Source organism: Flavobacterium cerinum (assembly GCF_024496085.1).
In the GTDB taxonomy this organism is placed as follows: domain Bacteria; phylum Bacteroidota; class Bacteroidia; order Flavobacteriales; family Flavobacteriaceae; genus Flavobacterium; species Flavobacterium cerinum_A.
This window is the reverse complement of sequence record NZ_CP101751.1, coordinates 493,317-516,161: the sequence shown is the minus strand read 5'-3', so window position 1 is coordinate 516,161 and position 22,845 is coordinate 493,317. Positions and strand designations below refer to the sequence as shown.

At 38.5% G+C, this 22,845-nt stretch carries 23 protein-coding genes; 3 read left to right on the top strand and 20 right to left on the bottom strand.

Going from position 1 to position 22,845, the window contains the following annotated elements; translation table 11 throughout:
- Positions 1 to 11 precede the first annotated feature (11 nt).
- From NOX80_RS02300 to aspS, 15 genes are all read right to left on the bottom strand, one after another.
- Positions 12 to 1,445, bottom strand: a complete 1,434-nt coding sequence (locus NOX80_RS02300; protein WP_256551724.1) for a complex I subunit 4 family protein — start codon at positions 1,443 to 1,445, stop codon at positions 12 to 14.
- Positions 1,446 to 1,455: 10 nt separating this feature from the next.
- Positions 1,456 to 3,342, bottom strand: a complete 1,887-nt coding sequence (gene nuoL, locus NOX80_RS02295) for an NADH-quinone oxidoreductase subunit L (protein WP_256551723.1) — start codon at positions 3,340 to 3,342, stop codon at positions 1,456 to 1,458.
- Between the two features lie 6 nt (positions 3,343 to 3,348).
- The gene (nuoK, locus tag NOX80_RS02290) at positions 3,349 to 3,669 is read right to left on the bottom strand and encodes an NADH-quinone oxidoreductase subunit NuoK (protein WP_136403880.1); all 321 of its coding nucleotides are present in this window, start codon (positions 3,667 to 3,669) and stop codon (positions 3,349 to 3,351) included.
- 6 nt (positions 3,670 to 3,675) lie between these two features.
- The gene (locus NOX80_RS02285; protein WP_256551722.1) at positions 3,676 to 4,182 is read right to left on the bottom strand and encodes an NADH-quinone oxidoreductase subunit J family protein; all 507 of its coding nucleotides are present in this window, start codon (positions 4,180 to 4,182) and stop codon (positions 3,676 to 3,678) included.
- Between the two features lie 2 nt (positions 4,183 to 4,184).
- Entirely contained in the window at positions 4,185 to 4,730 is a 546-nt protein-coding gene (nuoI, locus tag NOX80_RS02280; protein WP_256551721.1) for an NADH-quinone oxidoreductase subunit NuoI, read from the bottom strand.
- Positions 4,731 to 4,742: 12 nt separating this feature from the next.
- Positions 4,743 to 5,774, bottom strand: a complete 1,032-nt coding sequence (gene nuoH, locus NOX80_RS02275; RefSeq protein ID WP_256551720.1) for an NADH-quinone oxidoreductase subunit NuoH — start codon at positions 5,772 to 5,774, stop codon at positions 4,743 to 4,745.
- A 4-nt stretch (positions 5,775 to 5,778) separates the two neighbouring features.
- Positions 5,779 to 6,807, bottom strand: a complete 1,029-nt coding sequence (locus tag NOX80_RS02270) for a 2Fe-2S iron-sulfur cluster-binding protein (RefSeq protein WP_256551718.1) — start codon at positions 6,805 to 6,807, stop codon at positions 5,779 to 5,781.
- A gap of 18 nt (positions 6,808 to 6,825) precedes the next feature.
- On the bottom strand, positions 6,826 to 8,193 hold the full coding sequence (gene nuoF, locus NOX80_RS02265; RefSeq protein WP_256551717.1) for an NADH-quinone oxidoreductase subunit NuoF: 1,368 nt from the start codon (positions 8,191 to 8,193) through the stop codon (positions 6,826 to 6,828).
- Positions 8,194 to 8,197: 4 nt separating this feature from the next.
- Positions 8,198 to 8,728: an NADH-quinone oxidoreductase subunit NuoE family protein gene (locus tag NOX80_RS02260; protein WP_256551716.1), complete on the bottom strand. Its 531-nt coding sequence runs from the start codon at positions 8,726 to 8,728 to the stop codon at positions 8,198 to 8,200.
- 5 nt (positions 8,729 to 8,733) lie between these two features.
- Positions 8,734 to 9,969, bottom strand: coding sequence for an NADH-quinone oxidoreductase subunit D (locus NOX80_RS02255; RefSeq protein ID WP_256551715.1), 1,236 nt, complete (start codon positions 9,967 to 9,969; stop codon positions 8,734 to 8,736).
- Positions 9,970 to 10,001: 32 nt separating this feature from the next.
- On the bottom strand, positions 10,002 to 10,523 hold the full coding sequence (locus NOX80_RS02250) for an NADH-quinone oxidoreductase subunit C (RefSeq protein WP_256551714.1): 522 nt from the start codon (positions 10,521 to 10,523) through the stop codon (positions 10,002 to 10,004).
- Between the two features lies 1 nt (position 10,524).
- Positions 10,525 to 11,076: an NADH-quinone oxidoreductase subunit B gene (locus NOX80_RS02245; RefSeq protein ID WP_256551713.1), complete on the bottom strand. Its 552-nt coding sequence runs from the start codon at positions 11,074 to 11,076 to the stop codon at positions 10,525 to 10,527.
- Between the two features lie 65 nt (positions 11,077 to 11,141).
- Positions 11,142 to 11,507, bottom strand: a complete 366-nt coding sequence (locus tag NOX80_RS02240; protein ID WP_136403890.1) for an NADH-quinone oxidoreductase subunit A — start codon at positions 11,505 to 11,507, stop codon at positions 11,142 to 11,144.
- Between the two features lie 237 nt (positions 11,508 to 11,744).
- Positions 11,745 to 11,945: a cold-shock protein gene (locus NOX80_RS02235; protein ID WP_136403891.1), complete on the bottom strand. Its 201-nt coding sequence runs from the start codon at positions 11,943 to 11,945 to the stop codon at positions 11,745 to 11,747.
- Positions 11,946 to 12,119: 174 nt separating this feature from the next.
- Entirely contained in the window at positions 12,120 to 13,871 is a 1,752-nt protein-coding gene (gene aspS / locus NOX80_RS02230) for an aspartate--tRNA ligase (RefSeq protein WP_256551712.1), read from the bottom strand.
- A 230-nt stretch (positions 13,872 to 14,101) separates the two neighbouring features.
- Between aspS and NOX80_RS02225 the strand changes: the two genes are divergently transcribed.
- On the top strand, positions 14,102 to 14,449 hold the full coding sequence (locus NOX80_RS02225; protein WP_256551711.1) for a toxin-antitoxin system YwqK family antitoxin: 348 nt from the start codon (positions 14,102 to 14,104) through the stop codon (positions 14,447 to 14,449).
- Between the two features lie 127 nt (positions 14,450 to 14,576).
- On the opposite strand, the gene NOX80_RS02220 is transcribed toward NOX80_RS02225, so the two are convergent.
- The 4 genes from NOX80_RS02220 to NOX80_RS02205 are packed head-to-tail and all read right to left on the bottom strand — an operon-like array spanning position 14,577 to position 20,822.
- Positions 14,577 to 17,750: an efflux RND transporter permease subunit gene (locus NOX80_RS02220; RefSeq protein WP_256551710.1), complete on the bottom strand. Its 3,174-nt coding sequence runs from the start codon at positions 17,748 to 17,750 to the stop codon at positions 14,577 to 14,579.
- Between the two features lie 53 nt (positions 17,751 to 17,803).
- Positions 17,804 to 18,868, bottom strand: coding sequence for an efflux RND transporter periplasmic adaptor subunit (locus NOX80_RS02215; RefSeq protein ID WP_256551709.1), 1,065 nt, complete (start codon positions 18,866 to 18,868; stop codon positions 17,804 to 17,806).
- Positions 18,869 to 18,880: 12 nt separating this feature from the next.
- Positions 18,881 to 20,215 carry a TolC family protein gene (locus tag NOX80_RS02210; RefSeq protein ID WP_256551708.1) on the bottom strand — a complete coding sequence of 445 codons (1,335 nt, stop codon included), beginning with the start codon at positions 20,213 to 20,215 and terminating at the stop codon, positions 18,881 to 18,883.
- Positions 20,216 to 20,222: 7 nt separating this feature from the next.
- Positions 20,223 to 20,822, bottom strand: coding sequence for a TetR/AcrR family transcriptional regulator (locus tag NOX80_RS02205; RefSeq protein ID WP_256551707.1), 600 nt, complete (start codon positions 20,820 to 20,822; stop codon positions 20,223 to 20,225).
- Positions 20,823 to 20,959: 137 nt separating this feature from the next.
- On the opposite strand from NOX80_RS02205, the gene NOX80_RS02200 reads away from it, so the two are divergent.
- Positions 20,960 to 21,934 (top strand): polyprenyl synthetase family protein, encoded by a 975-nt coding sequence (locus tag NOX80_RS02200; RefSeq protein WP_256551706.1) that lies wholly within the window; start codon positions 20,960 to 20,962, stop codon positions 21,932 to 21,934.
- Between the two features lies 1 nt (position 21,935).
- Entirely contained in the window at positions 21,936 to 22,286 is a 351-nt protein-coding gene (locus NOX80_RS02195; RefSeq protein ID WP_256551705.1) for a hypothetical protein, read from the top strand.
- Here NOX80_RS02195 and NOX80_RS02190 read toward each other — a convergent pair.
- Positions 22,270 to 22,821, bottom strand: a complete 552-nt coding sequence (locus NOX80_RS02190; protein ID WP_256551704.1) for a hypothetical protein — start codon at positions 22,819 to 22,821, stop codon at positions 22,270 to 22,272. The genes NOX80_RS02195 and NOX80_RS02190 overlap by 17 nt on opposite strands.
- Between the last annotated feature and the right edge of the window lie 24 nt (positions 22,822 to 22,845).

The window sequence follows — 22,845 nt, the reverse complement described above, 5'->3', positions numbered from 1 at the left end:
CTGGACTAAATTTATTTAATATGTACTAATATATCTTGTAAACTTGGCGTAATCAATTCGATGATCGGTTTTGGATATAATCCGAAAAACAATAGGAATCCGATGATTAGCACAAAAACAATTCCTTCATTAAAGCTTACGTCTGCAAATGGTTTTGCATTGGTTTCACCTAACATAGCGTGTTGGAACATGCGTAGCATATAGAATGCTCCCAGAATGATAGTTGTTCCTCCTACGATGGCAAATGCAAGGTTAACCTGAAATAAACTGTATAATACGGTAAACTCACCTACAAAGTTAAAGGTACCCGGTAAAGCTACGGAAGCCAATACCAAAATCATAAACATGGAAGTGAACTTCGGTGATTGTGTACGAATACCACCCATTTCAGAAATATCACGGGTTTCGAAACGTCTGTAAATAATTTCAGCGGCAAAGAATAAACCTACGATTACAAAACCGTGAGCAATCATTTGCAATACAGCGCCTCTTAAACCGTCTAATGTTAATGTATAACACCCGGCAGCGATTAAACCAACGTGGGCTAAAGACGAATAGGCTAATAATTTCTTTAAATCTTTTTGTTTTAAAGCTACGAATGAACCGTAGATAACACCGGCAATACTTAATGCAAGAATTATATATTTTAATTCATGTGCGGCATTCGGTGCAATTGGCAACTGCCAACGGATAACGGAATATAATCCCATTTTAAGCATGATACCGGATAAAAGCATTGTGCCGACTGTCGGTGCTTTTTGGTATACATTCGCCTGCCAGGTATGGAACGGGATGATTGGAATTTTAATAGCATAGGCCAAAAAGAACGCCAGGAAAATCCATAATTCTTCGTTTGCAGTTAATTCCAAAGTATATAGTTTATCCAATTGGAAACTTCCGGCTTTTTGATATAAGTAGATAAAACCTACTAGCATAAATAAAGAACCGGCAAACGTATAAATAAAGAATTTGATTACGGCTTTCTTTCTTTCGGCAGCATCGCCGTTACCCCAAAGTAAAGCGATAAAATAAATCGGGATTAACGAAAGTTCCCAGAAAATGTAATATAAGAAACCGTCAGACGCCAGGAAAGTACCGGTCATGGCAAAAGCCATAAACATAACCAACGCGTAGAAGTTCTTTGCATTGTTAAAATTGTTTCCTAAAGAAGACAGAATAATTAAAGGTGTTAATACCGTTGTCAGAATGACCATAGATAAGGCCAGTCCGTCTGCTTTTAGCGAAAAAAGAATATTGGGATTTGTCATCCAGACTGCTGAGAAACCGCAGTCAATCCCCTGACTATACTGGTTTAAAATCATAAGTGAAGCTCCAAAAGCAACTGCACTAAAAAGCAAAGCTACTTTAGATGCCGCTTTATTTCCTGAGAAATAAGTGACAACCGCTCCGAGTAATAAAATTAAGAGTACTATTGTTACGTCCATTTTTAATAGATTATCGTAAAAAGAATAAATAAAACACTACCGAACAAAGTCCGAATACAAAGGCGAATAAATAGAAACCGATATTTCCGTTTTGTAATTTTTTACCTTGTAAAGCCAATCCGTCTGCTACAGAACCGAATCCGAAGATCAATTGCGATAATCCGGTTTCGATATAATCTCTGAAGAAACGTGCTAATGAATAGATTGGTTTTACTATTACAGCCATATACGTTTCGTCTACATAATATTTGTTATATAAGACTTTTGCAAATCCGGTAATCTGATCGTCTTCTGCCGGAACTTCTGCTTTTTTGATGTATTTCGCATAAGCAATTCCGATTCCGATTAAAGCACCTACAACAGCAAATGCCATTAACATATATTCTGTAGTTCCTAAATGATGCGCTTCATGTGGTTTATGTGCGAAGATCGGTTCCAGATAATGATTTAACCAACTGTTACCCGGAAGACTGATTGCTCCTCCAACTACAGACAATACACCTAAAATCATTAACGGGAAAGTAATTAACATCGGGCTTTCGTGTAAATGATGTTTTTGTTCTTCTGTACCGCGGAATTCTTTAAAGAACGTCAGGTACAATAAACGGAACATATAGAAAGCTGTCATAATAGAAGCTACAGCAGCAATTACCCATAATACTTTGTTTTCGTGGAAAGCCACCATCAGGATTTCATCTTTTGAGAAGAAACCGGCAAAAGGAGGAATACCCGAAATAGCAAGTGTAGCCAATAAAAACGTAAGGAACGTTACTTTCATCGCGCCTTTTAATCCACCCATTCTTCGCATATCCTGTTCGCCGTGTAAAGCGTGGATAACCGAACCGGAACCAAGGAATAAACAGGCTTTAAAGAAAGCGTGAGTAATTACGTGGAATACCGCTACTTCATACGCTCCCAAACCTAAAGCCAGGAACATTAATCCCAATTGGGAAACAGTAGAGTAGGCCAATACTTTTTTGATATCGTTTTGTACCAATCCGATAGAAGCAGCCACTAAAGAAGTGATTGCACCAACAACGGCAATGATACTCTGAACATCCGGTGTTAAATCGAATAAGAAATTCAAACGCGTGATCATAAAGATACCCGCAGTAACCATCGTAGCCGCATGGATCAAAGCCGAAACGGGAGTCGGACCTGCCATCGCATCCGGTAACCAGGTATACAATGGAATTTGTGCACTCTTACCGGCAGCTCCGATAAATAAACACAGCGTAGCAATGCTTAACCATCCTGCTAATTCCGGATTAGAACCCGTTAAAACCGCTTGTTTGATTACGTTGAAATCTAATGAATTAAATAAATATCCGATGATAAAGATTCCGATCAGGAAACCTAAATCTCCGATACGGTTCATGATAAAGGCTTTTTTAGCCGCATCGTTATACTCCTGGTTTTTATACCAGAATCCGATTAACAGATAAGAACATAATCCAACACCTTCCCAACCGATAAACATGATCAATAAGTTGCTTCCGACTACCAAAGTGATCATAAAGAATATGAACAGGTTCAGATAAGCAAAAAACTTATGCATATTTTCATCATCATGCATATAGCTGATCGAATAGATATGGATTAACGATCCGATACCGGTAACAAACATCAGCCATAGCAAAGACAACTGATCTAATAAAATATCGAAGTTAATACTGAACTTCCCTAAAGAAATCCAATCGAATAAATGTACGTTAATAGGTTGTTTGCTTCCGCTTACCTGCATAAAGAAATAAGAAGTAACAAAGAAGGAAACAATTACCGCCAAAGTTCCTAAAATACCGGAACCGGCTTTACCGAGTTGCTTCCCGAAAAATATATTAGATAAAAACCCGACAAAAGGGGCCAATAATAAGAGTAAAACTAAACTTGTCTCCATTAGGGATTATCCTTTTAAATTCTTTAAATTATCAATATCAATCGATCCGAGGTTACGGAAAATCGAAACCAGAATCGCTAAACCAACCGCTACTTCGGCAGCAGCCACAGCCATCGAGAAAAATACGAAAACCTGTCCGGAGGCATCCTGATGGAATGTAGAAAAAGCAACCAATAAAAGGTTAACTGCATTCAACATGATTTCAATAGACATAAACATGATGATTGCATTTCTACGCAAAAGGATTCCGAAAACACCTATACTGAATAATAGTGCCGATAAATATAAGTAGGTTTCTACACCTATTTCTTTTAAAATATGTTCCATATCAATTTAGGCTTTTTCTTTTTCTTTTTTAGAGATTAATACCGCTCCGATCATGGCAACCAGTAATAATACCGAAGCAAATTCGAATGGTACCATGTATTCGTTTAATAATACCTGTCCTAAAACTTTAATCGACTGGAAGTCGGTACCTGAATTGTAATAACTTTCCACAACCGGTTTGGTTTTCAATAAAGCAGCTAATAATACTAAAGCTACTAAACAGAAAGCAATAGTTGCAGCAACGATAATCAGTTTTGGTTTGTGTTTTTCGTGTTCTTTGTTCAGGTTCATTAACATGATGGTAAACAACATCAGAATCATAATAGCACCGGAATACACGATAATGTGTACAATAGCCAAAAACTGAGCGTTTAATAAAAGATAATGTCCTGCAATAGAAAAGAAGCAGACAACAAGGTAGATAGCACTGTGGATCGGGTTTCTGCTAAAAATGGTAAGCAGTGCGGTTCCCAGTGTAATGGTCGATAGTATGTAAAAAATAACTTCAATCATAATTAACTTGCCTTATTCTGGTTAGTATTTTGGATCGCCATTTCTAACGGCATTACCAATTTGTCTTTTCCGTAGATAAAATCTTCACGGTTACTATTCGATTTTACGATAACTTTTGATTTAGTCAGGTAAATAGCTTGTTTCGGACAAGCTTCTTCACACAGTCCGCAGAAAATACAACGCAACATATTGATCTCATAGATCGATGCATATTTTTCCTCGCGGTATAAATGTTTTTCTTCCGGTTTACGCTCTTCGGCTTTCATGGTAATTGCTTCTGCCGGGCAGGAAAGCGCACAAAGTCCGCAGGCAGTACAACGCTCACGTCCTTCATCATCGCGCATCAACATATGTTGACCACGATATACCGGACTGAATTCCCGTTTTTGCTCCGGATATTTAATAGTCACTTTTCTTTTAAATAAGTGACGGATTGTAATCCATAAACCTTTTGCGATCGCAACCAGGTAAAGGCTTTCCCAAAAAGTCATCTTTTTGTTGGAAACCTCTTTTTTTCTTCCTGATAATGAAACTGTATCTAATGACATTTCTGTATTATTTTATTGGAAAAGTAATATTACTGCTCCCGTTATAACAATGTTTACAATGGCAAGAGGAATTAACATCTTCCATCCCAAATTCATCAACTGGTCATAACGGAATCTCGGAATCGTCCATCTTACCCACATATAGAAGAAGATGAAGAAACAGATTTTGGCAAACAACACTATCATTCCGATAACGTTGGCCGTGTTTACACCCCAGTTTTCAATAGCCCAGTCCATTCCCGGGTAGTTGTAAGCGCCGAAATATAATACCGCCAGAATAGTAGAGGAAATAAACATACTCGCGTATTCTGCGAATAAATAGAATCCCATTTTCATGGAGGAATATTCCGTATGGTAACCACCGATTAACTCCGCCTCACATTCGGCAAGGTCAAAAGGCGTTCTGTTGGTTTCGGCAAACGAACACACTAAAAAGATCAGGAATCCAACGGGCTGGTAAAAAATATTCCAGTTCATACCGGATTGTTGTGCTGCAATTTCGCGTAAGCTTAACGTTCCGGACATCATCACCAATGCAATAATGGCCAATCCCATTGCTACCTCATAAGAGATCATCTGAGAACCGGCACGCATCGCACTCATCAGGGAAAACTTGTTGTTTGAAGCCCATCCACCGATCATAATTCCGTATACACTTACCGATAATACACCGAAAATGAATAGCATCGCTACATCAATATCCGTTGCCTGAAGAATGATATCGCGACCGAATAAATGTAATTTATCACCCCAAGGAATAACAGCACTCGTAATTAAAGCCATACTCATCGAAATGGCAGGTCCGATTACGAATAAAAATTTATTAGGGGTATTCGGTAAAAATTCTTCTTTTGAAAATAATTTCAAACCATCGGCAAGGGGTTGTAAGATACCACCTTTACCGGCACGGTTTGGACCTACACGATCCTGAAGCCAGGCTGCAATTTTACGTTCAGCCAAAGTAGAATACATGGCCATCAACATGGTAAGAGCGAAAACCGCTATAATAATGACACTTTTTTCTATGATAATTGTACTCTCCATGACACTATGATTTTGAATTTTCGGCGTTATTTAACGGAACTTCCACCATACTGATTTTCTTTCTGTCCTGATCTCTACCTAAAAGAATCTGTTTTTCGGTTTCAATCGTTACATTGTCCAGTTTACGAGTATAATTGTTCTGGTTAATTACAGAGAACTTCTCGAATTTACGAGGCCCTTCGATTACCCAGTCTTCAACATTTTTATGGTCAAAACGACAGTCGTTACAGATAAATTCTTCTACTTCATGATATTCATCTTTACGCGCAGTAACACGTTGAATTTCATTTCCGAACATCCATACCGTTGTTTTTCCGCAACATTTGTCGCAGTTTCTATGCGCATTGAACGGTTTGTTAAACCAAACTCTCGATTTAAAACGGAATGTTTTATCAGTTAAGGCTCCAACCGGACAAACATCAATCATATTTCCGGAGAATTCATTGTCAATTGCTTTGGAAATACAAGTTGAAATCTGAGAATGATCTCCTCTGTTTACAACACCGTGTACACGTCCGTCCGTTAATTGATCGGCCGTCATTACACAACGGTAACAAAGGATACAACGATTCATGTGTAACTGAATGTTTTCTCCGATATTTTCCGGTTCGAAGGTTCTTTTTTCTTCGATAAAACGGGTTTCTGATTTTCCGTGGTTAAAGCTTAAGTTTTGTAAATCACATTCACCGGCCTGATCACAAACCGGGCAATCCAACGGGTGATTGATCAATAGGAATTCCGTAACCGATTTACGGGCTTCCTGAACTCTTGGAGAGGAGATGCTTTTTACCTCCATACCATCCATAACTCCGGTAACGCAAGAGGCCATTAATTTTGGCATAGGCGTTGGGTTGGCATCACTACCTTTGGATACTTCTACTAAACAGCAACGACATTTTCCTCCGCTACCTTTCAGTTTGGAGTAATAACACATTGCCGGCGGAACCGATTCTCCTCCGATCATTCTGGCAGCTTGCAAGATGGTGGTTCCTGGTTCTACTTCTATTTCTTGACCGTCTATAGTAACTTTCATAGTACGAGATTCTTGACTTTATACAGTTTGTTTTGAGATTAAGTGACGTACCTTTTCAAAAGGCTCTTCCACAAAGTGATCTCTGTTTTTGATTTTTTCTGGGAAACGAACGTGGTATTCGAATTCATCACGGAAATGACGAATTGCAGCAGCTACCGGCCATGCGGCGGCATCACCTAACGGGCAAATAGTGTTTCCTTCTATTTTACTCTGAATATCCCAAAGCAAATCGATATCTTCCATACGACCGTGGCCGTGTTCGATTCTGTGTAATACTTTTTCCAACCATCCGGTACCTTCACGACATGGGGAACATTGTCCGCAACTTTCGTGGTGGTAAAAACGGGAGAAATTCCAGGTGTTACGTACAATACAGGTTGTATCGTTATAGACGATAAAACCACCGGATCCTAACATTGAACCGGTTGCAAAACCACCGTCACTTAAGGATTCATACGACATTAAACGATCGTCTCCGTTTGCTGTTTTGTAAATCAGATGCGCCGGTAAAATCGGTACGGAAGAACCTCCCGGAACTAACGCTTTAAGTGGTCTGTCATTCATCATACCACCCAAATATTCATCCGAGTTCATAAATTCTTCTACGCTTAATCCCAATTCAATTTCATAAACGCCCGGATTTTTAATGTGTCCGGAAGCAGAAATCAATTTTGTTCCTGTAGAACGTCCGATTCCGATAGTAGCATATTCCGCTCCGGAATTGTTAACAATCCAAGGCACAGTTGCGATAGATTCAACGTTGTTTACTACGGTAGGATTGGCCCATAAACCGCTAACCGCCGGGAATGGTGGTTTGATTCTCGGGTTACCTCTTTTTCCTTCCAATGATTCAATCAAAGCGGTTTCCTCACCACAGATATAAGCTCCGGCACCACAGTGAACATGTAGGTCTAAAGAGAAATCAGTACCTAAAATATTCTTTCCAAGCCATCCGGCAGCATAAGCTTCCTTGATTGCTCTTTCCAGAATTTTAAATACCCACATATATTCGCCGCGGATATAGATATAAGAAAGGTTAGCACCCAATGCATAACTGGATGTAATCATTCCTTCAATTAATAAGTGCGGAATGTATTCCATCAGGAAACGGTCTTTAAAAGTACCCGGTTCCGATTCATCGGCATTACATACCAAGTGTCTTGGTTTGCCGGATTTTTTATCGATAAAACTCCATTTTAATCCAACAGGGAAACCAGCTCCCCCACGACCACGAAGTCCGGAAGTTTTTACTTCTTCTGTAACTTCATCCGGAGTTAATGTTTTTAATGCTTTTTCCACAGAAGCATAACCACCGTTTTGACGGTATACTTCGTAGGTTTTGATACCTGGAATATTTATCTTGTCTAATAATATCTTTCTTCCCATGGTATTATTTATCGTATAAGTTGATTTTTCCTTCTCTGCATTCCGTGATGATTGTATCTACCTTTTCTTTGGTAAGGTGTTCTTTATAGAAATCACCGATTTGCATCATCGGAGCATAACCGCATGCACCAAGGCATTCTACACCTACAACGGTAAACATTCCGTCCGGAGTAGTTTCACCTTCTTTAATGCCCAGTTTTTCGCAGGTATAGTCCATTAAATCGTCAGCTCCGCGAACGGCACAACAGGAAGTACGGCAAAATTCGAACATATATTTTCCGATTGGTTTTTGGTTGTACATCGTATAAAACGATACCACTTCGTAAACTTCAATCGGTTGGATATTCAATATTTCGGCAACTTTGTCCATTAACGGGTAGCTTAGCCAGTTGTCGTGTGCATCCTGTACTTCGTGCAATACCGGTAATAAAGCCGATTTTCTTTTATCTTCCGGATAATGACTGATCAACTCGTTAATACGCGTCATCAATTCCGGAGTAATATTTATTTCTTGTTTATACTGTGTATTTTCCATAATCCTTATGCGTCTAATTCACCTGCAATTACGTTAAGACTCGACAACGTTGCGATCGCATCCGATAGCATTTGTCCTCTAACCATATCGTTATAGGCCTGATAATATATAAAGCAAGGTCTTCTGAAATGCAAACGATAAGGAGTTCGACTTCCGTCAGTAATCAGATAGAAACCAACTTCTCCGTTTCCGCCTTCAACCGGGTGATATACTTCGGTTAACGGAACCGGAACTTCTCCCATTACAATTTTAAAATGGTAGATAAGTGCTTCCATATTATGGTATACTTCATCTTTCGGAGGAAGGTAATAATCCGGAACATCAGCATGGAAAGGACCTTCCGGTAATTTTGCTAAAGCCTGACGAATGATACTTAAACTTTCCCAAACTTCGGCATTACGAACGCAAAAACGATCGTAAGTATCTCCGTGTTTTCCTACCGGAATATTAAATTCAAAATCTTCGTATGAACTGTAAGGTTGCATAGCACGAACGTCATAATCGACACCGGCAGCACGAAGGTTCGGACCTGTAAATCCGTAGCTGATAGCTTTTTCGGCTGAAATGGCACCCACTCCGATAGTACGATCCATAAAGATACGGTTACGGGTTAACAGGTTTTCAAATTCAGTCCAGATAGGAGGGAACTCTTCCATAAAAGCATCGATCTTTCTAAAAGCTTCCGGGCTCCATTCTCTTTCGAAACCTCCGATTCTTCCCATGTTTGTCGTTAAACGCGCCCCACAGATTTCTTCGTAAATTTCATATATTTTTTCACGGAACTGGAATACATATAAGAAACCTGTTAAGGCTCCGGTATCCACACCCATAACCGAACTACAAATAATGTGATCGGCAATACGGGCTAATTCCATAATAATTACACGTAAGTATTGTACTCTTTTCGGTACTTCAATGCCCAATGCTTTTTCCAGTGTCATCCACCATCCCATATTATTAATAGGAGCGGAACAATAATTCATACGATCGGTTAAAACCGTAATCTGGTAAAAAGGTCTGTTTTCGGCAATTTTTTCGAAAGCACGGTGGATATAACCCACGGTACCTTCTCCATCCTGGATACGTTCTCCGTCCATTAAAAGGATGTTCTGAAAAATTCCGTGTGTAGCCGGGTGCGTAGGTCCCAGGTTTAATATGGAAAGTTCGCTGCCGTCTTCATTACGTCTTTTTTCTATTTCTTTCGCATACCGGTGCTCTGGTGGTAATAATAGGTCTGACATTTTAGCTGTAAAATATTTTTTTCAGGTTACTATTAGCAATTTTGGGTTGTTCTACCGAAGAATCTGTCATCTTTATCGGTTCTTCCGCCGTCTTCCATAGGGAATTCTTTACGTAACGGGAAAGAGGTCATTTCGTCCATATTCAGGATACGTTTCAATTGCGGATGGCCTTTGAAAATGATCCCGTAGAAATCATAGGTTTCTCTTTCCTGCCAGTTGGAACTCAGGAATAAACCGGTTACGGTATCGATTTCCGGGTTATCACCATCCAGGTAGCATTTGATACGGATACGAACATTGTCCATCCAGTTGTGCATATGATATACTACGGCAAACTGGCGTCCTTTTTCGTAATCCGGATAATGAATACCACAAAGATCCGTTAGGAAATTAAAACGTAAAGTAGCATCATCTCTAAGAAATTTCATTACTTCTACTATAGAGTCTGATGCTACTTCAAATGTGAAAATATCGTGTTGTTGAAAGAAATCGGTTACTTTTAAACCGAAATTTTCAATCAATTTATTCTGTATTACTGAGGTTTCTAAAGCCATTTTACTTGATGTTATAAGAACCTAATAAATCTTTATATTCATCGGAACTTCTTCTTCTTACCGATTCACTTTTAACAATTTCCTGCAGACGCATAATACCGTCCAGAATTTGTTCCGGTCTTGGCGGACAACCCGGTACATATACATCAACCGGAATCACTTTGTCAATTCCCTGAAGTACGGAGTAAGTGTCGAATACACCACCGGATGAAGCACAGGCTCCAACGGCAATAACCCATTTCGGTTCTGACATTTGTTCGTAAACCTGACGTAAGATAGGAGCCATTTTTTTAGCGATAGTACCCATAACCAAAAGCATGTCTGCTTGTCTTGGCGAGAAACTCATACGTTCCGATCCGAAACGTGCCACATCATAGTGTGCTGCCATTGTGGCCATGAATTCAATACCACAACATGAAGTTGCAAAAGGTAAAGGCCATAAGGAATTGGCTCTGGCTAATCCGACAACGGAGTCCAGTCTGGTAGCAAAAAAACCTTCACCGGCAAATCCTTCCGGTGCGTCTACCGTATTATATTTAGAAGTATCACTCATCGTTTTATTATTTTAAATCTTAAGCATTTCAAAAGCTTTTGAAACAGATTAAAATCCTGAATTCTTTATTCCCATTCCAATCCTTTCTTCTTGATAACGTAGAAGAATCCTACTACAAGAAGTGTCATGAAAATACCCATTTTCATAAAACCTTCAACTCCCATGGCTTTAAAATTTACAGCCCACGGATACATGAAGATTACTTCAACATCAAAAAGAACAAATAATATGGCGACTAAAAAGTATTTTACGGAGAAAGGAATACGGGCGTTTCCTACGGATTCAATACCGCATTCGAAGTTTTTATCCTTGTTTTGAGAGTGTCTTTTAGGACCTAACAGGCCTGAAATTATGATCGTTGTAACCACAAAACCGATAGCTAGTAGTGATTGCATCACTATTGGAATGTAATCAATTTGATTTGTTTGCATGATTTTAGTTCTCTTAATTCTGGAAATAATTCACAAATATACATTCCTAAACGGGATAAGCAACGTAATTTTTTAATCTATTTGACGTTGTTTTTTAATATAAATGCAAAACATATTTAGACTAAATATAAATAGTGAAATTTTAGAGAACAATTATTACAGAAAGTGAAAATGTAAAAAAGCCGCTCTGTGAAGAGCGGCTTAGTCCATTTAGGTAACCAAAAATTAATATTTATATTAGTCTTCGATAACTACTACTTTAGCAGCTACTTTACCTTTTCTTCCGTCTTCTTCTTCGTAAGAAACTTTGTCACCTTCATTTAAAGTTTCCACTTTAATTCCAGTAGCGTGTACGAAAATGTCTTTTCCAGTTTCTTCGTCAGTAATGAATCCATAACCTTTAGATTCATTAAAAAATTTTACTTTGCCTGTTCGCATAGTGTAATAATAAAAAATAATTAATAATACTCAAAGATATACTTTTTTTTAACACAAGCAAGTTTTTGGTGAAAAAAATTAAGTAAAAATGTTTAAATTTTGAAGACTTTAAATTATTGTTAATATTTTTTTAAATTCATAAAAAAAAGCGGATTAACGTCCGCTTTTACTTTATTATTTAAGGTTTAATTTTATCGATAATTCTTCGAGTTGTTTGTTGTCGATCGGTGCCGGAGCATCGATCATAACATCTCTTCCGGAATTGTTTTTAGGGAAAGCGATAAAATCGCGAATTGTCTCTTGTCCGCCAAGAATTGATACCAAACGGTCTAATCCGAAAGCTAATCCTCCGTGTGGCGGCGCTCCATATTGGAAAGCATCCATCAGGAAACCAAACTGTGCTTTTGCCTCTTCATCGGAAAATCCTAAATGTTTGAACATTAGCTGTTGTGTTTCTTTATCGTGGATACGGATTGATCCTCCTCCGATTTCATTTCCGTTTAATACCATGTCATACGCATTGGCACGCACTTTACCCGGATCAGTATCCAATAAGTGAATATCTTCCGGTTTAGGCGAAGTAAAAGGGTGGTGCATAGCATGGAAACGTTCGCTTTCTTCATCCCATTCCAATAGAGGGAAATCTACCACCCAAAGAGGTGCGAATTCATCTGAGTTGCGTAATCCTAAGCGTGTGGCAACTTCCATACGCAGAGCACTTAATTGTGTACGTGTTTTATTGGCCGGACCGGATAAAACTAAAATCAGATCGCCCGGTTTTGCATTGGTTGCTTTAGCCCAGTTTAATAAATCGTCCTGATCGTAGAATTTATCAACGGATGATTTTAAAGAACCGTCTGCTTCATATTTACAATAGACCATACCGGAAGCTCCGATTTGCGGACGTTTTACCCAATCAATCAGATTGTCGATTTCTTTACGGGTGTAAGAAGCAGCGCCCGGAACAGCAATACCAACAACTAACTCGGCACTGTTGAATACGGCAAACTCTTTATGTTGTGCAACACTGTTTAATTCACCGAATTCCATTCCGAAACGAATATCCGGTTTGTCATTTCCGTAGGTTTTCATCGCATGATCGTATGTCATACGAGGAAATTTATCGACTTCGATTCCTTTGATTTCTTTTAATAAATGACGCGTAAGTCCTTCGAAAGTATCTAGAATGTCTTCTTGTTCAACAAAGGCCATTTCGCAGTCAATTTGCGTAAATTCCGGTTGTCTGTCCGCTCTTAAATCTTCATCACGGAAACATTTAACGATTTGGAAGTATTTATCCATACCGCCGACCATCAATAACTGTTTGAAGGTTTGAGGTGACTGTGGTAAAGCGTAAAATTGACCTTCGTTCATACGGGACGGAACCACGAAATCACGGGCACCTTCCGGAGTCGATTTAATCAAATAGGGTGTTTCTACTTCACAGAAATCCTGAGAAGAAAGATAATTACGTACTTCCTGAGCTACTTTATGACGGAATAACAAGTTGTTTTTTACCGGATTTCGTCTAATGTCCAGGTAGCGGAACTTCATACGGATATCTTCACCGCCATCCGTTTCATCTTCAATTGTGAACGGAGGTGTGATAGAAGTATTTAAAACGTTCAGTTCGCTTACTAAGATTTCAACATCACCGGTTGGCATATTCGGGTTTTTGGATTCTCGTTCAATAACGGTTCCTTTTACCTGAACAACAAATTCACGACCTAATGTTTTGGCTTTTTCAAATACATCCGGGTTGGTTCTGTTGGCATCAAAAATTAATTGTGTAATTCCGTAACGATCGCGCAAATCCACCCAAATCATAAAACCTTTATCACGTGTTTTTTGCACCCATCCGGCTAGAGTAACTTCTTTGTTGCTATCGGAAGCTCGTAAAGCTCCACAATTATGACTTCTGTACATTATCTTAAAAATTTATGCGCAAATTTAAGTTTTTTGTTTCAAGTTTAAAGTCAATGCTTTAAAGTTTCTGCGGAATAAAGAGCGGAAAATTAAAGTAAACAGGAAAGAATTAGTGTTCCAATGTTAAATTTGACCGCAATGTTATGAAATTGTTAAGTGAAAGTTTTGAAATTGTAAATACATTTTCTAAATTTGATATAGAATTGATTAACCATTTAAAACGTAAAGCTATGAAAAAGAACTTGATTGCCGGATTATTACTGTTTTCGGGAGTGTTATTTGCACAAAATGTGGAGCCTAAATATGAGATTGTCGGTAATTTAGTGAAGGCGACCTATTATTATGATAATGGTCAGTTAAAACAGGAAGGCTTTTATAAAGATGCCAAGCCGCATGGGAAATGGGTTTCATTTAATGAAGACGGATCCAAGCAGGCGATAGGAGAATATGTTGATGGAAATAAATCCGGAAAATGGTTTTTCTGGAACAAAGCGATGTTAAGTGAAGTCGATTATTCGAATAGCCGAATCGCGGATATCAAAAACTGGAAACAGGAAGCGTTAGTAAACAGAAATTAATTACGGTTTGATTTTCAAAAAAAATTAATACTGTTTCGTGAGACCTTTATAAGGTTCGCTTCTAAAAGAGGAATGGCTGCTATGAAAATTCATAACAGCCATTCTTAGTTTAAATTGCTTTGTTTGTTTACATTTTGTGTGTTGGCGTAAAACCATCTTCACTTATTTCATTCGCTACATAATCTTCCACCATCAATTTAGAATAATCAGTAGTTTTTCCTTTCGAGAATTTGTGAATTAGTTTTTCCATAATATCATAGATCACCGGAACGATAACAAGTGTCAGGAATAATGAACTGATCAAACCTCCGATAATAACCCATGCCAATCCGTTTTTCCATTCAGCTCCGGCTCCGGAAGCCAATGCGATCGGTAGCATACCGAATACCATCGCGATAGTCGTCATCAAAATCGGACGAAGACGTGCGTGGTTCGCCTGGATTAATGCATTGTGAATCGATTCACCTGCTGCACGACGCTGGTTGGTAAAGTCGACCAACATAATTGCATTCTTACATACCAATCCGATCAACATGATGATACCCAAAATGGTAAAGATATTCAGGGAATTATTGGTTAAACCTAAGGCTAGTAATGCACCGATAAACGATAACGGAACCGAGAACAATACGACAAACGGGTGAACATAACTATCATAAAGTCCCACCATTACCAGGTAAACCAAAATGATTGCTGCTAATAATGCGAATCCTAACGTACCGAAACCTTCTGTTTGATTTTCCATATCACCACCCCAAACATAGTTTACACCGGTTGGTTTGTGTAATTTTTCGAAAGCCGACTGCCATTCTGTTGCGACAGTTCCGGTAGGACGACCTACCGTTTGTCCCTGTACAGTTACGGAAGCACTCTTATCACGACGCTCTAGCTGACTTGGTCCTGAACCTTCTTTTACGGTTGCAAATTGCGATAATTTGATTTGTTCTCCTTTATTATTAACGAAGATCAGGTTACTTACATCATCGATATTTTTTCTGTCGAATGCATTGTATCGGATGTTGATATCGTATTCGTATTCACCGGCACGGTATTTTCCATCGGTATTTCCGCTGAAAGCCGTTTGCATCGTCATACCCACCGTTTGTAATGTTAACCCTAAAGCAGCCATTTTATCACGGTCTACCTGAACGTTAACTTCCGGGTTTCCGGTTTCTACTGATAATTTGATTTCAGATGCACCTTTAATTTTGTATAATTCTTTTTCAGCCGCTTTAGCAAATACCATTGCACTGTCTAATGTTGTACCGGTTACCACTAATGCTAGCGGTGCTTCTTCGGCAGTACCCATGATACTCATACCTACGGTCTTGATTTTCGGACCAACTAATACATTTTGCATTTTACGTTTGACCTTAGCAGCATATACATAAGAGTCATCCTGACGTTGATCCTGATCCACTAATTTTACACGGATCTCCGATTTATAAGCGGTTGCCTGCGTTCCGCCAAACCCTTCACTGGTTTGTCCTACGGTAGTGATCAGGCTTTTTACTTCTTTTTGTTTTTTAAGAAAGTCTTCCGCTTTCTGGGTCATAAAGTTCGTTTGCTCTAATGAAGCATCTTTCGGCATTTCGATCTGAACCAGGAATTCTCCGGCATCAGAACGGGCGAAGAATTCTCCTCCCACATAACCTCCGGCTACCATATATAAGGAAGCAAAGAATAACCCGGCTACAATTCCCAATGTTGTTTTCTTGTGTCCTAAACACCAAACTAAAATATCACTTACCCAGTTTGTAAAACGAGTTAATATTTTTTCGAACCCTAAAATGATTCGTCCGAATAAGTTTTTACCTTCGATATGCTCCAATTTACCGAAACGGGATGATAACCACGGTACGATTGTAAATGAAGATAATAAGGATAGTAAGGTAGAGATAATTACGGTCACACAGAATTGTGTAATGATGTTTGATACCAATCCGGTACTCATCGCAATCGGTAAGAATACGACCACGATTACCAATGTAATCGAAACTACAGTACCTCCGATTTCAGATGTTGCATCATAAGCAGCACGAACTCTGTTTTTACCCATCTCCATGTGCCTGTATATGTTTTCCAATACCACAATGGCATCATCCACCAGAATACCTACTACAAGAGAAAGTCCTAATAAACTCATTAAGTTTAGCGTATAATCCAGGAATACAAATCCGATAAACGTAGCAATTAACGAAGCCGGAATCGAAACCATTACGATTAACGAGTTACGAATACTGTGAAGGAAGAACAACATTACCAATGCTACCAGGATAACCGCTAATATCAAATCGTGGATAACCGAATCAGCAGCCTGAAGTGTAAACACGGAACTGTCGTTAGCAATATCTAATTGTAGTTGTTGCTCTTTATAATCAACTTTTAGTTCTCCTAATAATTTCTGAATATGCTCACTTACTTCTACTGCGTTAGCATCAGACTGTTTGATCACCTGAAGGATAATCGCATTTTTCTCATCTACACGAGCAATTTTTTCAACCTCTTTTTGTGTATCCTGTACATCGGCAACATCCTGAAGACGTACTTGTACACCCTTGTTATCGGAAACAACAAGGTTACGCAATTCTTCTACCGTTTTATATTTACCGGCCAGACGAATCAAAATTTTCTGGTCGCGTGTTTGGATATTTCCGGTAGGGAAATCCAGGTTAGAGGTTAAAATTCCCTGTTGTACTTGCGGAACGGATAATCCGTATCCTTTCATTTTGTTAGCGTCAAGGTTTACCTGAATTTCACGTTCTTGTCCGCCGATTAAACGAATTTGTGCCACACCGTTAACACGGGATAATATCGGGCTGATCTTTTTATCGATAAGGTCAAAGAACTGTGCTTCGTCCATTTTAGCGTTCGCCGCAATAGTCATAATCGGTAAATCACTCAAGGAGAATTTACTCAATGACGGTTGTTTAACGTCATCCGGAAGATCACTTAAAACCGCGTTGATTTTACGTTGTGCATCGTTTAACGCATAATCCACATTGGCGTTATTGTTTAACTGGATTGCTACAACGGATAAACTTTCGTAGGATTTGGAATCGATTTTTTTAATGTTTTCCAACGAGGAAATCGCATCCTCAATTTTTTTAGTAACCGTGTTTTCAACCTCACCCGGCGAAGCACCCGGATAAATGGTCGAAATACTGATTACGTTATTCTCGAATTTCGGGATCAATTCATAACCCAAAAGACCGTAGCTGAATAGTCCTCCTAATGTCAGAATCGTAAAGAGAACGACGATTAAGGACGGACGTTTTATGGATATTTCTGCTAATTTCATATGTTTTTTTAAGTTTATGTCAATGTTCTGATCGGTTTAATCAAAACACATAACTATTTTAAAACGGTAACTTTTGCACCATCAGTTAAGTTGATCTGACCACTCGTAATCACGATATCACCATTGCTTAATCCGTTCAGGATTTCTACTTTTTCACCAATGATTCTTCCGCCGGTTACGGTTTTCATTTTAGCCGTTCCGTCTTTTTCCATTACAAAAACCTGATTAGCGCTAACACTTCCTACAAAAGCTGTACGCGGTACAATCATTAAAGGTGTTTTGTCTGATGAAGAAGAGAACAAAGCGGTTCCGTACATACCTGCTTTTAATTCGTTAGCAGCGTTGTTTACGATTTCGATTTCAACCGGGAAATTCAGACTACTATCGGCTTTCGGAGCGATAAAGGTGATTTTACCGTTAAATTCTTTATCCGGATAAACGCTTGCTTTCACTTTAATAGGTGAACCTACTTTAAGCCCGGCAATTTGATCTTCGCTTACGGAAACTTTTAATTTTAAAGTGGATACATTCACTAATTCAAACAATTGTGTTCCCGGAGAAACAACAGATCCCGGTTCGATAAAACGTTTGTTTACGATTCCGTTGATAGACGATTTAATGCTTGCATCACCCAATGTGATTTTAGCTTGTTGTAAATGCGCTTTAGCATTGGCAAGTGCCAGTTTCGCCTGATCCAATTGTTGTTTGGTTACACCTCCGGTTTTGAATGCGCTTTCAAAACGTTGCGCATCAGCTGCTGCATTTTGATAAGAAGCTTCCGCATTTTGTAAGTCTACGTTAATTTTATCCGCTTTAATTATGGCTAAAGTTTGTCCGATTCGTACCGGCGTTCCTTCATCAACTAAAACCTTTGTTACGCGTCCTGAGTTTTCAGCGGAGAAATTTAATTCCTGAGACGGATAAAAATTTCCGTTTGCGATGAAATCCAGGGAAACGGGTTGTGTTTTTACAGTATCTATCTTTACAACTACAGTAGCATTGGTTTCGGCTACTACGGCTGTTTTCTCTTCATTCTTTGCTTTATTGCTGCTTAACACATAAGCGATCAGGCCTAATGAACCTAATATAACGACTGCTGTGATAATTTTTCTTTTCATATTGATTGATGGTTATTGATTTAAAAGTGTTTTTAACGCTCCTTTGGATTTAATGATCTGGATTTCGGCCAGTTTGTATTCCAATAAAGCGGATGTATAATTGTTTTTTGCTTCTGTCAGTGCATTTTCAGAATCCAACAGATCAGTTAAAGAAGCCAGTCCGTTGATATAATTGTTTTTGGTATTGCTGAAAACTTCCTGGGCCAGATTCACATTCTCTTTTTGATTGTTAATCGTAATAAGACTGTTGTTTAACTGCGATTTCGCATTTTCAAATTCTAATCCTAAAGCTAATTCAGAATCTTTCAGATCTTCTTCAATTTTTTGAAGACTCACATCAGCTTGTCTTACTTTTGAACGGGTGGCGAAACCGGTAAAAACAGGAATCTTCAGGTTTAATCCGATCGTAGAGAAATCCGACCAATACACACCGTCAGCAGGTTTTGCTCCTAAAGGCATTACCGGACCCTGACCAATATAATTATAGTTAGCAGAAAGGGATAAAGTGGGATAATGTTCTGCTATAAATGATTCTTTTTGGTATTTCAGAAGTGTTTTTTGTTTTTCCAATAACTGATATTCACTTCTGTTTGTTACGGATGGTGTCTCGTTTAGGAACGGTTTAACCTGAATGTCTTCTTTTACAATTTCAATTGGGGTGGAAGCAGGTAAACCAATAAGGAATTTTAATGTGTTTTCCTGCATTTGCACACCGTTAACCAATTGTTGTTTTGTAGAATTAAGGTTGATCAATTTTACATTTACACGATCCAAATCGATTTTTTTGGCCAATCCGTTTTTAAACTGTCCGTCGATAATATTACGTACTTTGGTATTGTTCGCCAATGTACTGTCGATAGTGTTCAGTTTTTGTTTTTGTACGAATACCTGATAGTAAGCATTAGCCACTTTTTCGATCACCTGCTCTTCTGTTAATTGCGCATTCACCTGATAAAATTCACGAGTAGACTTCGCTGCTTTTAATCCGGTTAAAACAGAATAATCAAAGATATTCTGTGTTAAAGTGGCGCCGCCAACAGAGTTCCATTTTTGCCCTAACGGAGCGAGAATAGTAGTTCCCGGTTGTCCGAAAAAGTCGCCCGGTAAAGCATTTAGCTGTAAGATCGGGTTATAAGTAAGGCTTCCGTTTAAGCTGATTTGCGGTAAGGCACGGGAGCGTACTTCGGCTATTTTGTGATTACTGTTGTCAACCTCAAGCTTAGCTTTTTTAGCATCGGCTTTGTTTTCCAGGGCATATTTCAGAGCGTCTTTTAGCGACAAACGCTGAACCTGTGCCTGGCTGACAATGGCAAAAAATAATAACGCAATTGTTATTCTTGTTTTCATATGATGTTTATTGATTAATGAGTAATTTTTCTAAAGTTTCAATTCCTTTCGGAGTGGCAATACCGCGAACGTGATATTCCAACAGTTTTTCATCCAGCTCCTTACGCGTGTACATGTTTTCCGGGAACAATTCAATGTCCATTGTGCTCATGGCACTGGCATAGTAAATACGACCGATAAAATCTACATCGATTTCCTGGCGGAATAAACCGGCTTCTTTTCCCCGGTTCAGGTTGTCGATCACACAAGTGTCCATTTTTTCAAATTGCATGGATTTTAAACAATCGTGAATTTTCGGATAGTACTTTTGTAACTGGAATATGGTTGAAGAGTTTTCCTCTTTTATGTTTTTTTGCACATAATCTTTAATATCGAAAAGCTCTTCGATCGGATTTTTGCCGAGTGTGCATATTTCGTCAATTCCGGCAGAGATTTTATCAAACAGATATGTAGTCGCTGCTTTGACTAATTCCACTTTAGTGGCATAGTGTTCATAAATGGTTTTTTTTGAAATACCCATTTCAGAAGCGATGTCATCCATCGTCACACTTTTGAAGCCTAAATTCAGGAACATGTCGGATGCTTTCTCTAAAATTTCGTTTTTCATGGTCAAAAAATTTCGGCAAATGTATAAAGGAAACTTTTAATACTAAAAAAGTTTCCAAAGTTTTTACGATATTTTAACAAAAATTTTTTGCTTTGATAGCGTTGCTATTTGCTTTATTTTAGCCGAAAATATCAGGTATGCACCCAGTACATTATTATCAGACGCTCATTGCAGAACATTTTTCAACGCTATCCATCGAAAAAGAACCGAGAAATTTATACGACCCGATTACTTATATATTGTCGTTGGGAGGGAAACGAATGCGACCGGTTTTGACTTTAATGGCGGCCGAAGTATTCGATACCGATGCCGGAAAAGCGATGGCTGCTGCCACTGCAGTTGAGTTGTTTCATAATTTTTCACTGATTCATGATGATATTATGGACGATGCTCCGTTGCGAAGAGGAAATGAAACGGTTCATGAAAAATGGGACATCAATACCGGAATATTATCGGGTGATGCCATGCTTATTTTGGCGTATCAATATTTTGAACAATACGAACCTGTAGTGTTTTCGGCTTTAGCCAAATTGTTTAGTAAAACGGCTTTGGAAGTTTGCGAAGGACAACAATGGGATGTCGACTTTGAACAACGTGATGATGTGACTATTCCGGAATATCTGAAAATGATCGAATATAAGACGGCTGTTTTGGTTGCTGCGGCGATGAAAATGGGTGCGATTGTAGCGGAAGCCAGTACGGAAAATGCAGATTTGATTTATGATTTCGGACTAAATCTGGGTATTGCCTTCCAGTTGCAGGATGATTATCTGGATGCTTTTGGTGATCCGCTGACTTTCGGAAAGCAGGTTGGAGGCGATATCATCGAAAATAAAAAAACGTATTTGTACCTGAAAGCATTGGAATTTGCTGATGCTACTACTAAAGCGGAATTATTGCATTTGTTTTCTATTCAGCCGGTCGATAATAACGATAAAATTGCTTCCGTAAAAAGTGTTTTTGAGAATACCGGAGCGGCAAAAGAAACGCAAAAAGCGATTGAATTTTATACTTTAAAAGCATTTGCAACATTGGAAAAAATGGATATCGCTTCAGATAAAAAAGAAAAATTAAAAGACTTCGGGGAAAACCTGATGAAACGACAGGTTTAAGATGTATACACCGCCTTTAAATACCGATTTGCTGCTATCGGAAGCACAAAAAGAAGATTTGTACCGAAAGCTGGTTGAACAGATCAATAAAGATTTTACTTTGGCTAATGAAAGTCTGGATTTGGATGTTTCTATTTCGCCGATTGATTTAAAGTTGCGGTTGCATGATAAAATTTACCAGCTGATTCAATTTAAATTTGCCGAATATTTAAATCTGCTGTACATTATTGATGTGCCGGAAGAACAAGTAAAAAGTCTGGATGGTTCTGATATCGTGGAATTAGCGGAACAAGTTGCTTTTCTGGTTTTAAAACGCGAATGGCAAAAAGTTTGGTTTAGAAATAAACTCTAACGAAAGGCATAAAAGCTTCGCTGTACACATTGTTTCTTTCCTTAAATAAAACGTTATAACGTACTCCGATCGTAATGTTTTGAAGGTGATATCCGGCACCTAAAAATAAAGCGGTATTCCAAAAGTCATCTTCTATTTTTGGTGTAAACTGCGTATAGGTATTGTTAACGCGAAGTTGTTCCAATTCTGCCGATAACTGTATTTCCGGTAACGGATTAAACAAGGTTATAAGACTGGCGCCGTAAAGATAGGAATCGTAGTAATTTTTTTGTTTAACATAACTCCCGGTCAGACCGATTCCCGCAGCAAAATATTCGTTGACCTGATAGATGGCGCTCGGTGCAATATTAATATTTGTAAAATTATTCCCAAAGTTTAGGCCTAAACCACCTCCAAAACGTACTTTTTCCCAGAAATCACTTTTTTGAGCCGTTTGTTGATAAACTTGTGCTTTTAATGTAGAAGTCGACATTAAATAAAAGACACAACTCAAAAAGATTGTTAAAAAACTGTTGATGCTTGATTTGATGTTCATTTTTAGGAATATTTTATGACATAA

Bases quoted from the DNA above. Each gene is read 5' to 3' on its own strand.
- NOX80_RS02235 (WP_136403891.1), bottom strand. From the start codon at position 11,945: ATGCGAACAGGCAAAGTAAAATTTTTTAATGAATCTAAAGGTTATGGA.
- NOX80_RS02200 (WP_256551706.1), top strand. From the start codon at position 20,960: ATGCACCCAGTACATTATTATCAGACGCTCATTGCAGAACATTTTTCA.
- NOX80_RS02245 (WP_256551713.1), bottom strand. From the start codon at position 11,076: ATGAGTGATACTTCTAAATATAATACGGTAGACGCACCGGAAGGATTT.
- NOX80_RS02285 (WP_256551722.1), bottom strand. From the start codon at position 4,182: ATGATTGAAGTTATTTTTTACATACTATCGACCATTACACTGGGAACC.
- NOX80_RS02260 (WP_256551716.1), bottom strand. From the start codon at position 8,728: ATGGAAAATACACAGTATAAACAAGAAATAAATATTACTCCGGAATTG.
- NOX80_RS02210 (WP_256551708.1), bottom strand. From the start codon at position 20,215: ATGAAAACAAGAATAACAATTGCGTTATTATTTTTTGCCATTGTCAGC.
- aspS (WP_256551712.1), bottom strand. From the start codon at position 13,871: ATGTACAGAAGTCATAATTGTGGAGCTTTACGAGCTTCCGATAGCAAC.
- NOX80_RS02205 (WP_256551707.1), bottom strand. From the start codon at position 20,822: ATGAAAAACGAAATTTTAGAGAAAGCATCCGACATGTTCCTGAATTTA.
- NOX80_RS02190 (WP_256551704.1), bottom strand. From the start codon at position 22,821: ATGAACATCAAATCAAGCATCAACAGTTTTTTAACAATCTTTTTGAGT.
- NOX80_RS02255 (WP_256551715.1), bottom strand. From the start codon at position 9,969: ATGTCAGACCTATTATTACCACCAGAGCACCGGTATGCGAAAGAAATA.
- NOX80_RS02250 (WP_256551714.1), bottom strand. From the start codon at position 10,523: ATGGCTTTAGAAACCTCAGTAATACAGAATAAATTGATTGAAAATTTC.
- NOX80_RS02300 (WP_256551724.1), bottom strand. From the start codon at position 1,445: ATGGACGTAACAATAGTACTCTTAATTTTATTACTCGGAGCGGTTGTC.
- nuoH (WP_256551720.1), bottom strand. From the start codon at position 5,774: ATGGAGAGTACAATTATCATAGAAAAAAGTGTCATTATTATAGCGGTT.
- NOX80_RS02215 (WP_256551709.1), bottom strand. From the start codon at position 18,868: ATGAAAAGAAAAATTATCACAGCAGTCGTTATATTAGGTTCATTAGGC.
- NOX80_RS02240 (WP_136403890.1), bottom strand. From the start codon at position 11,507: ATGCAAACAAATCAAATTGATTACATTCCAATAGTGATGCAATCACTA.
- NOX80_RS02220 (WP_256551710.1), bottom strand. From the start codon at position 17,750: ATGAAATTAGCAGAAATATCCATAAAACGTCCGTCCTTAATCGTCGTT.
- nuoI (WP_256551721.1), bottom strand. From the start codon at position 4,730: ATGTCATTAGATACAGTTTCATTATCAGGAAGAAAAAAAGAGGTTTCC.
- NOX80_RS02195 (WP_256551705.1), top strand. From the start codon at position 21,936: ATGTATACACCGCCTTTAAATACCGATTTGCTGCTATCGGAAGCACAA.
- nuoK (WP_136403880.1), bottom strand. From the start codon at position 3,669: ATGGAACATATTTTAAAAGAAATAGGTGTAGAAACCTACTTATATTTA.
- NOX80_RS02270 (WP_256551718.1), bottom strand. From the start codon at position 6,807: ATGAAAGTTACTATAGACGGTCAAGAAATAGAAGTAGAACCAGGAACC.
- nuoL (WP_256551723.1), bottom strand. From the start codon at position 3,342: ATGGAGACAAGTTTAGTTTTACTCTTATTATTGGCCCCTTTTGTCGGG.
- nuoF (WP_256551717.1), bottom strand. From the start codon at position 8,193: ATGGGAAGAAAGATATTATTAGACAAGATAAATATTCCAGGTATCAAA.
- NOX80_RS02225 (WP_256551711.1), top strand. From the start codon at position 14,102: ATGAAAAAGAACTTGATTGCCGGATTATTACTGTTTTCGGGAGTGTTA.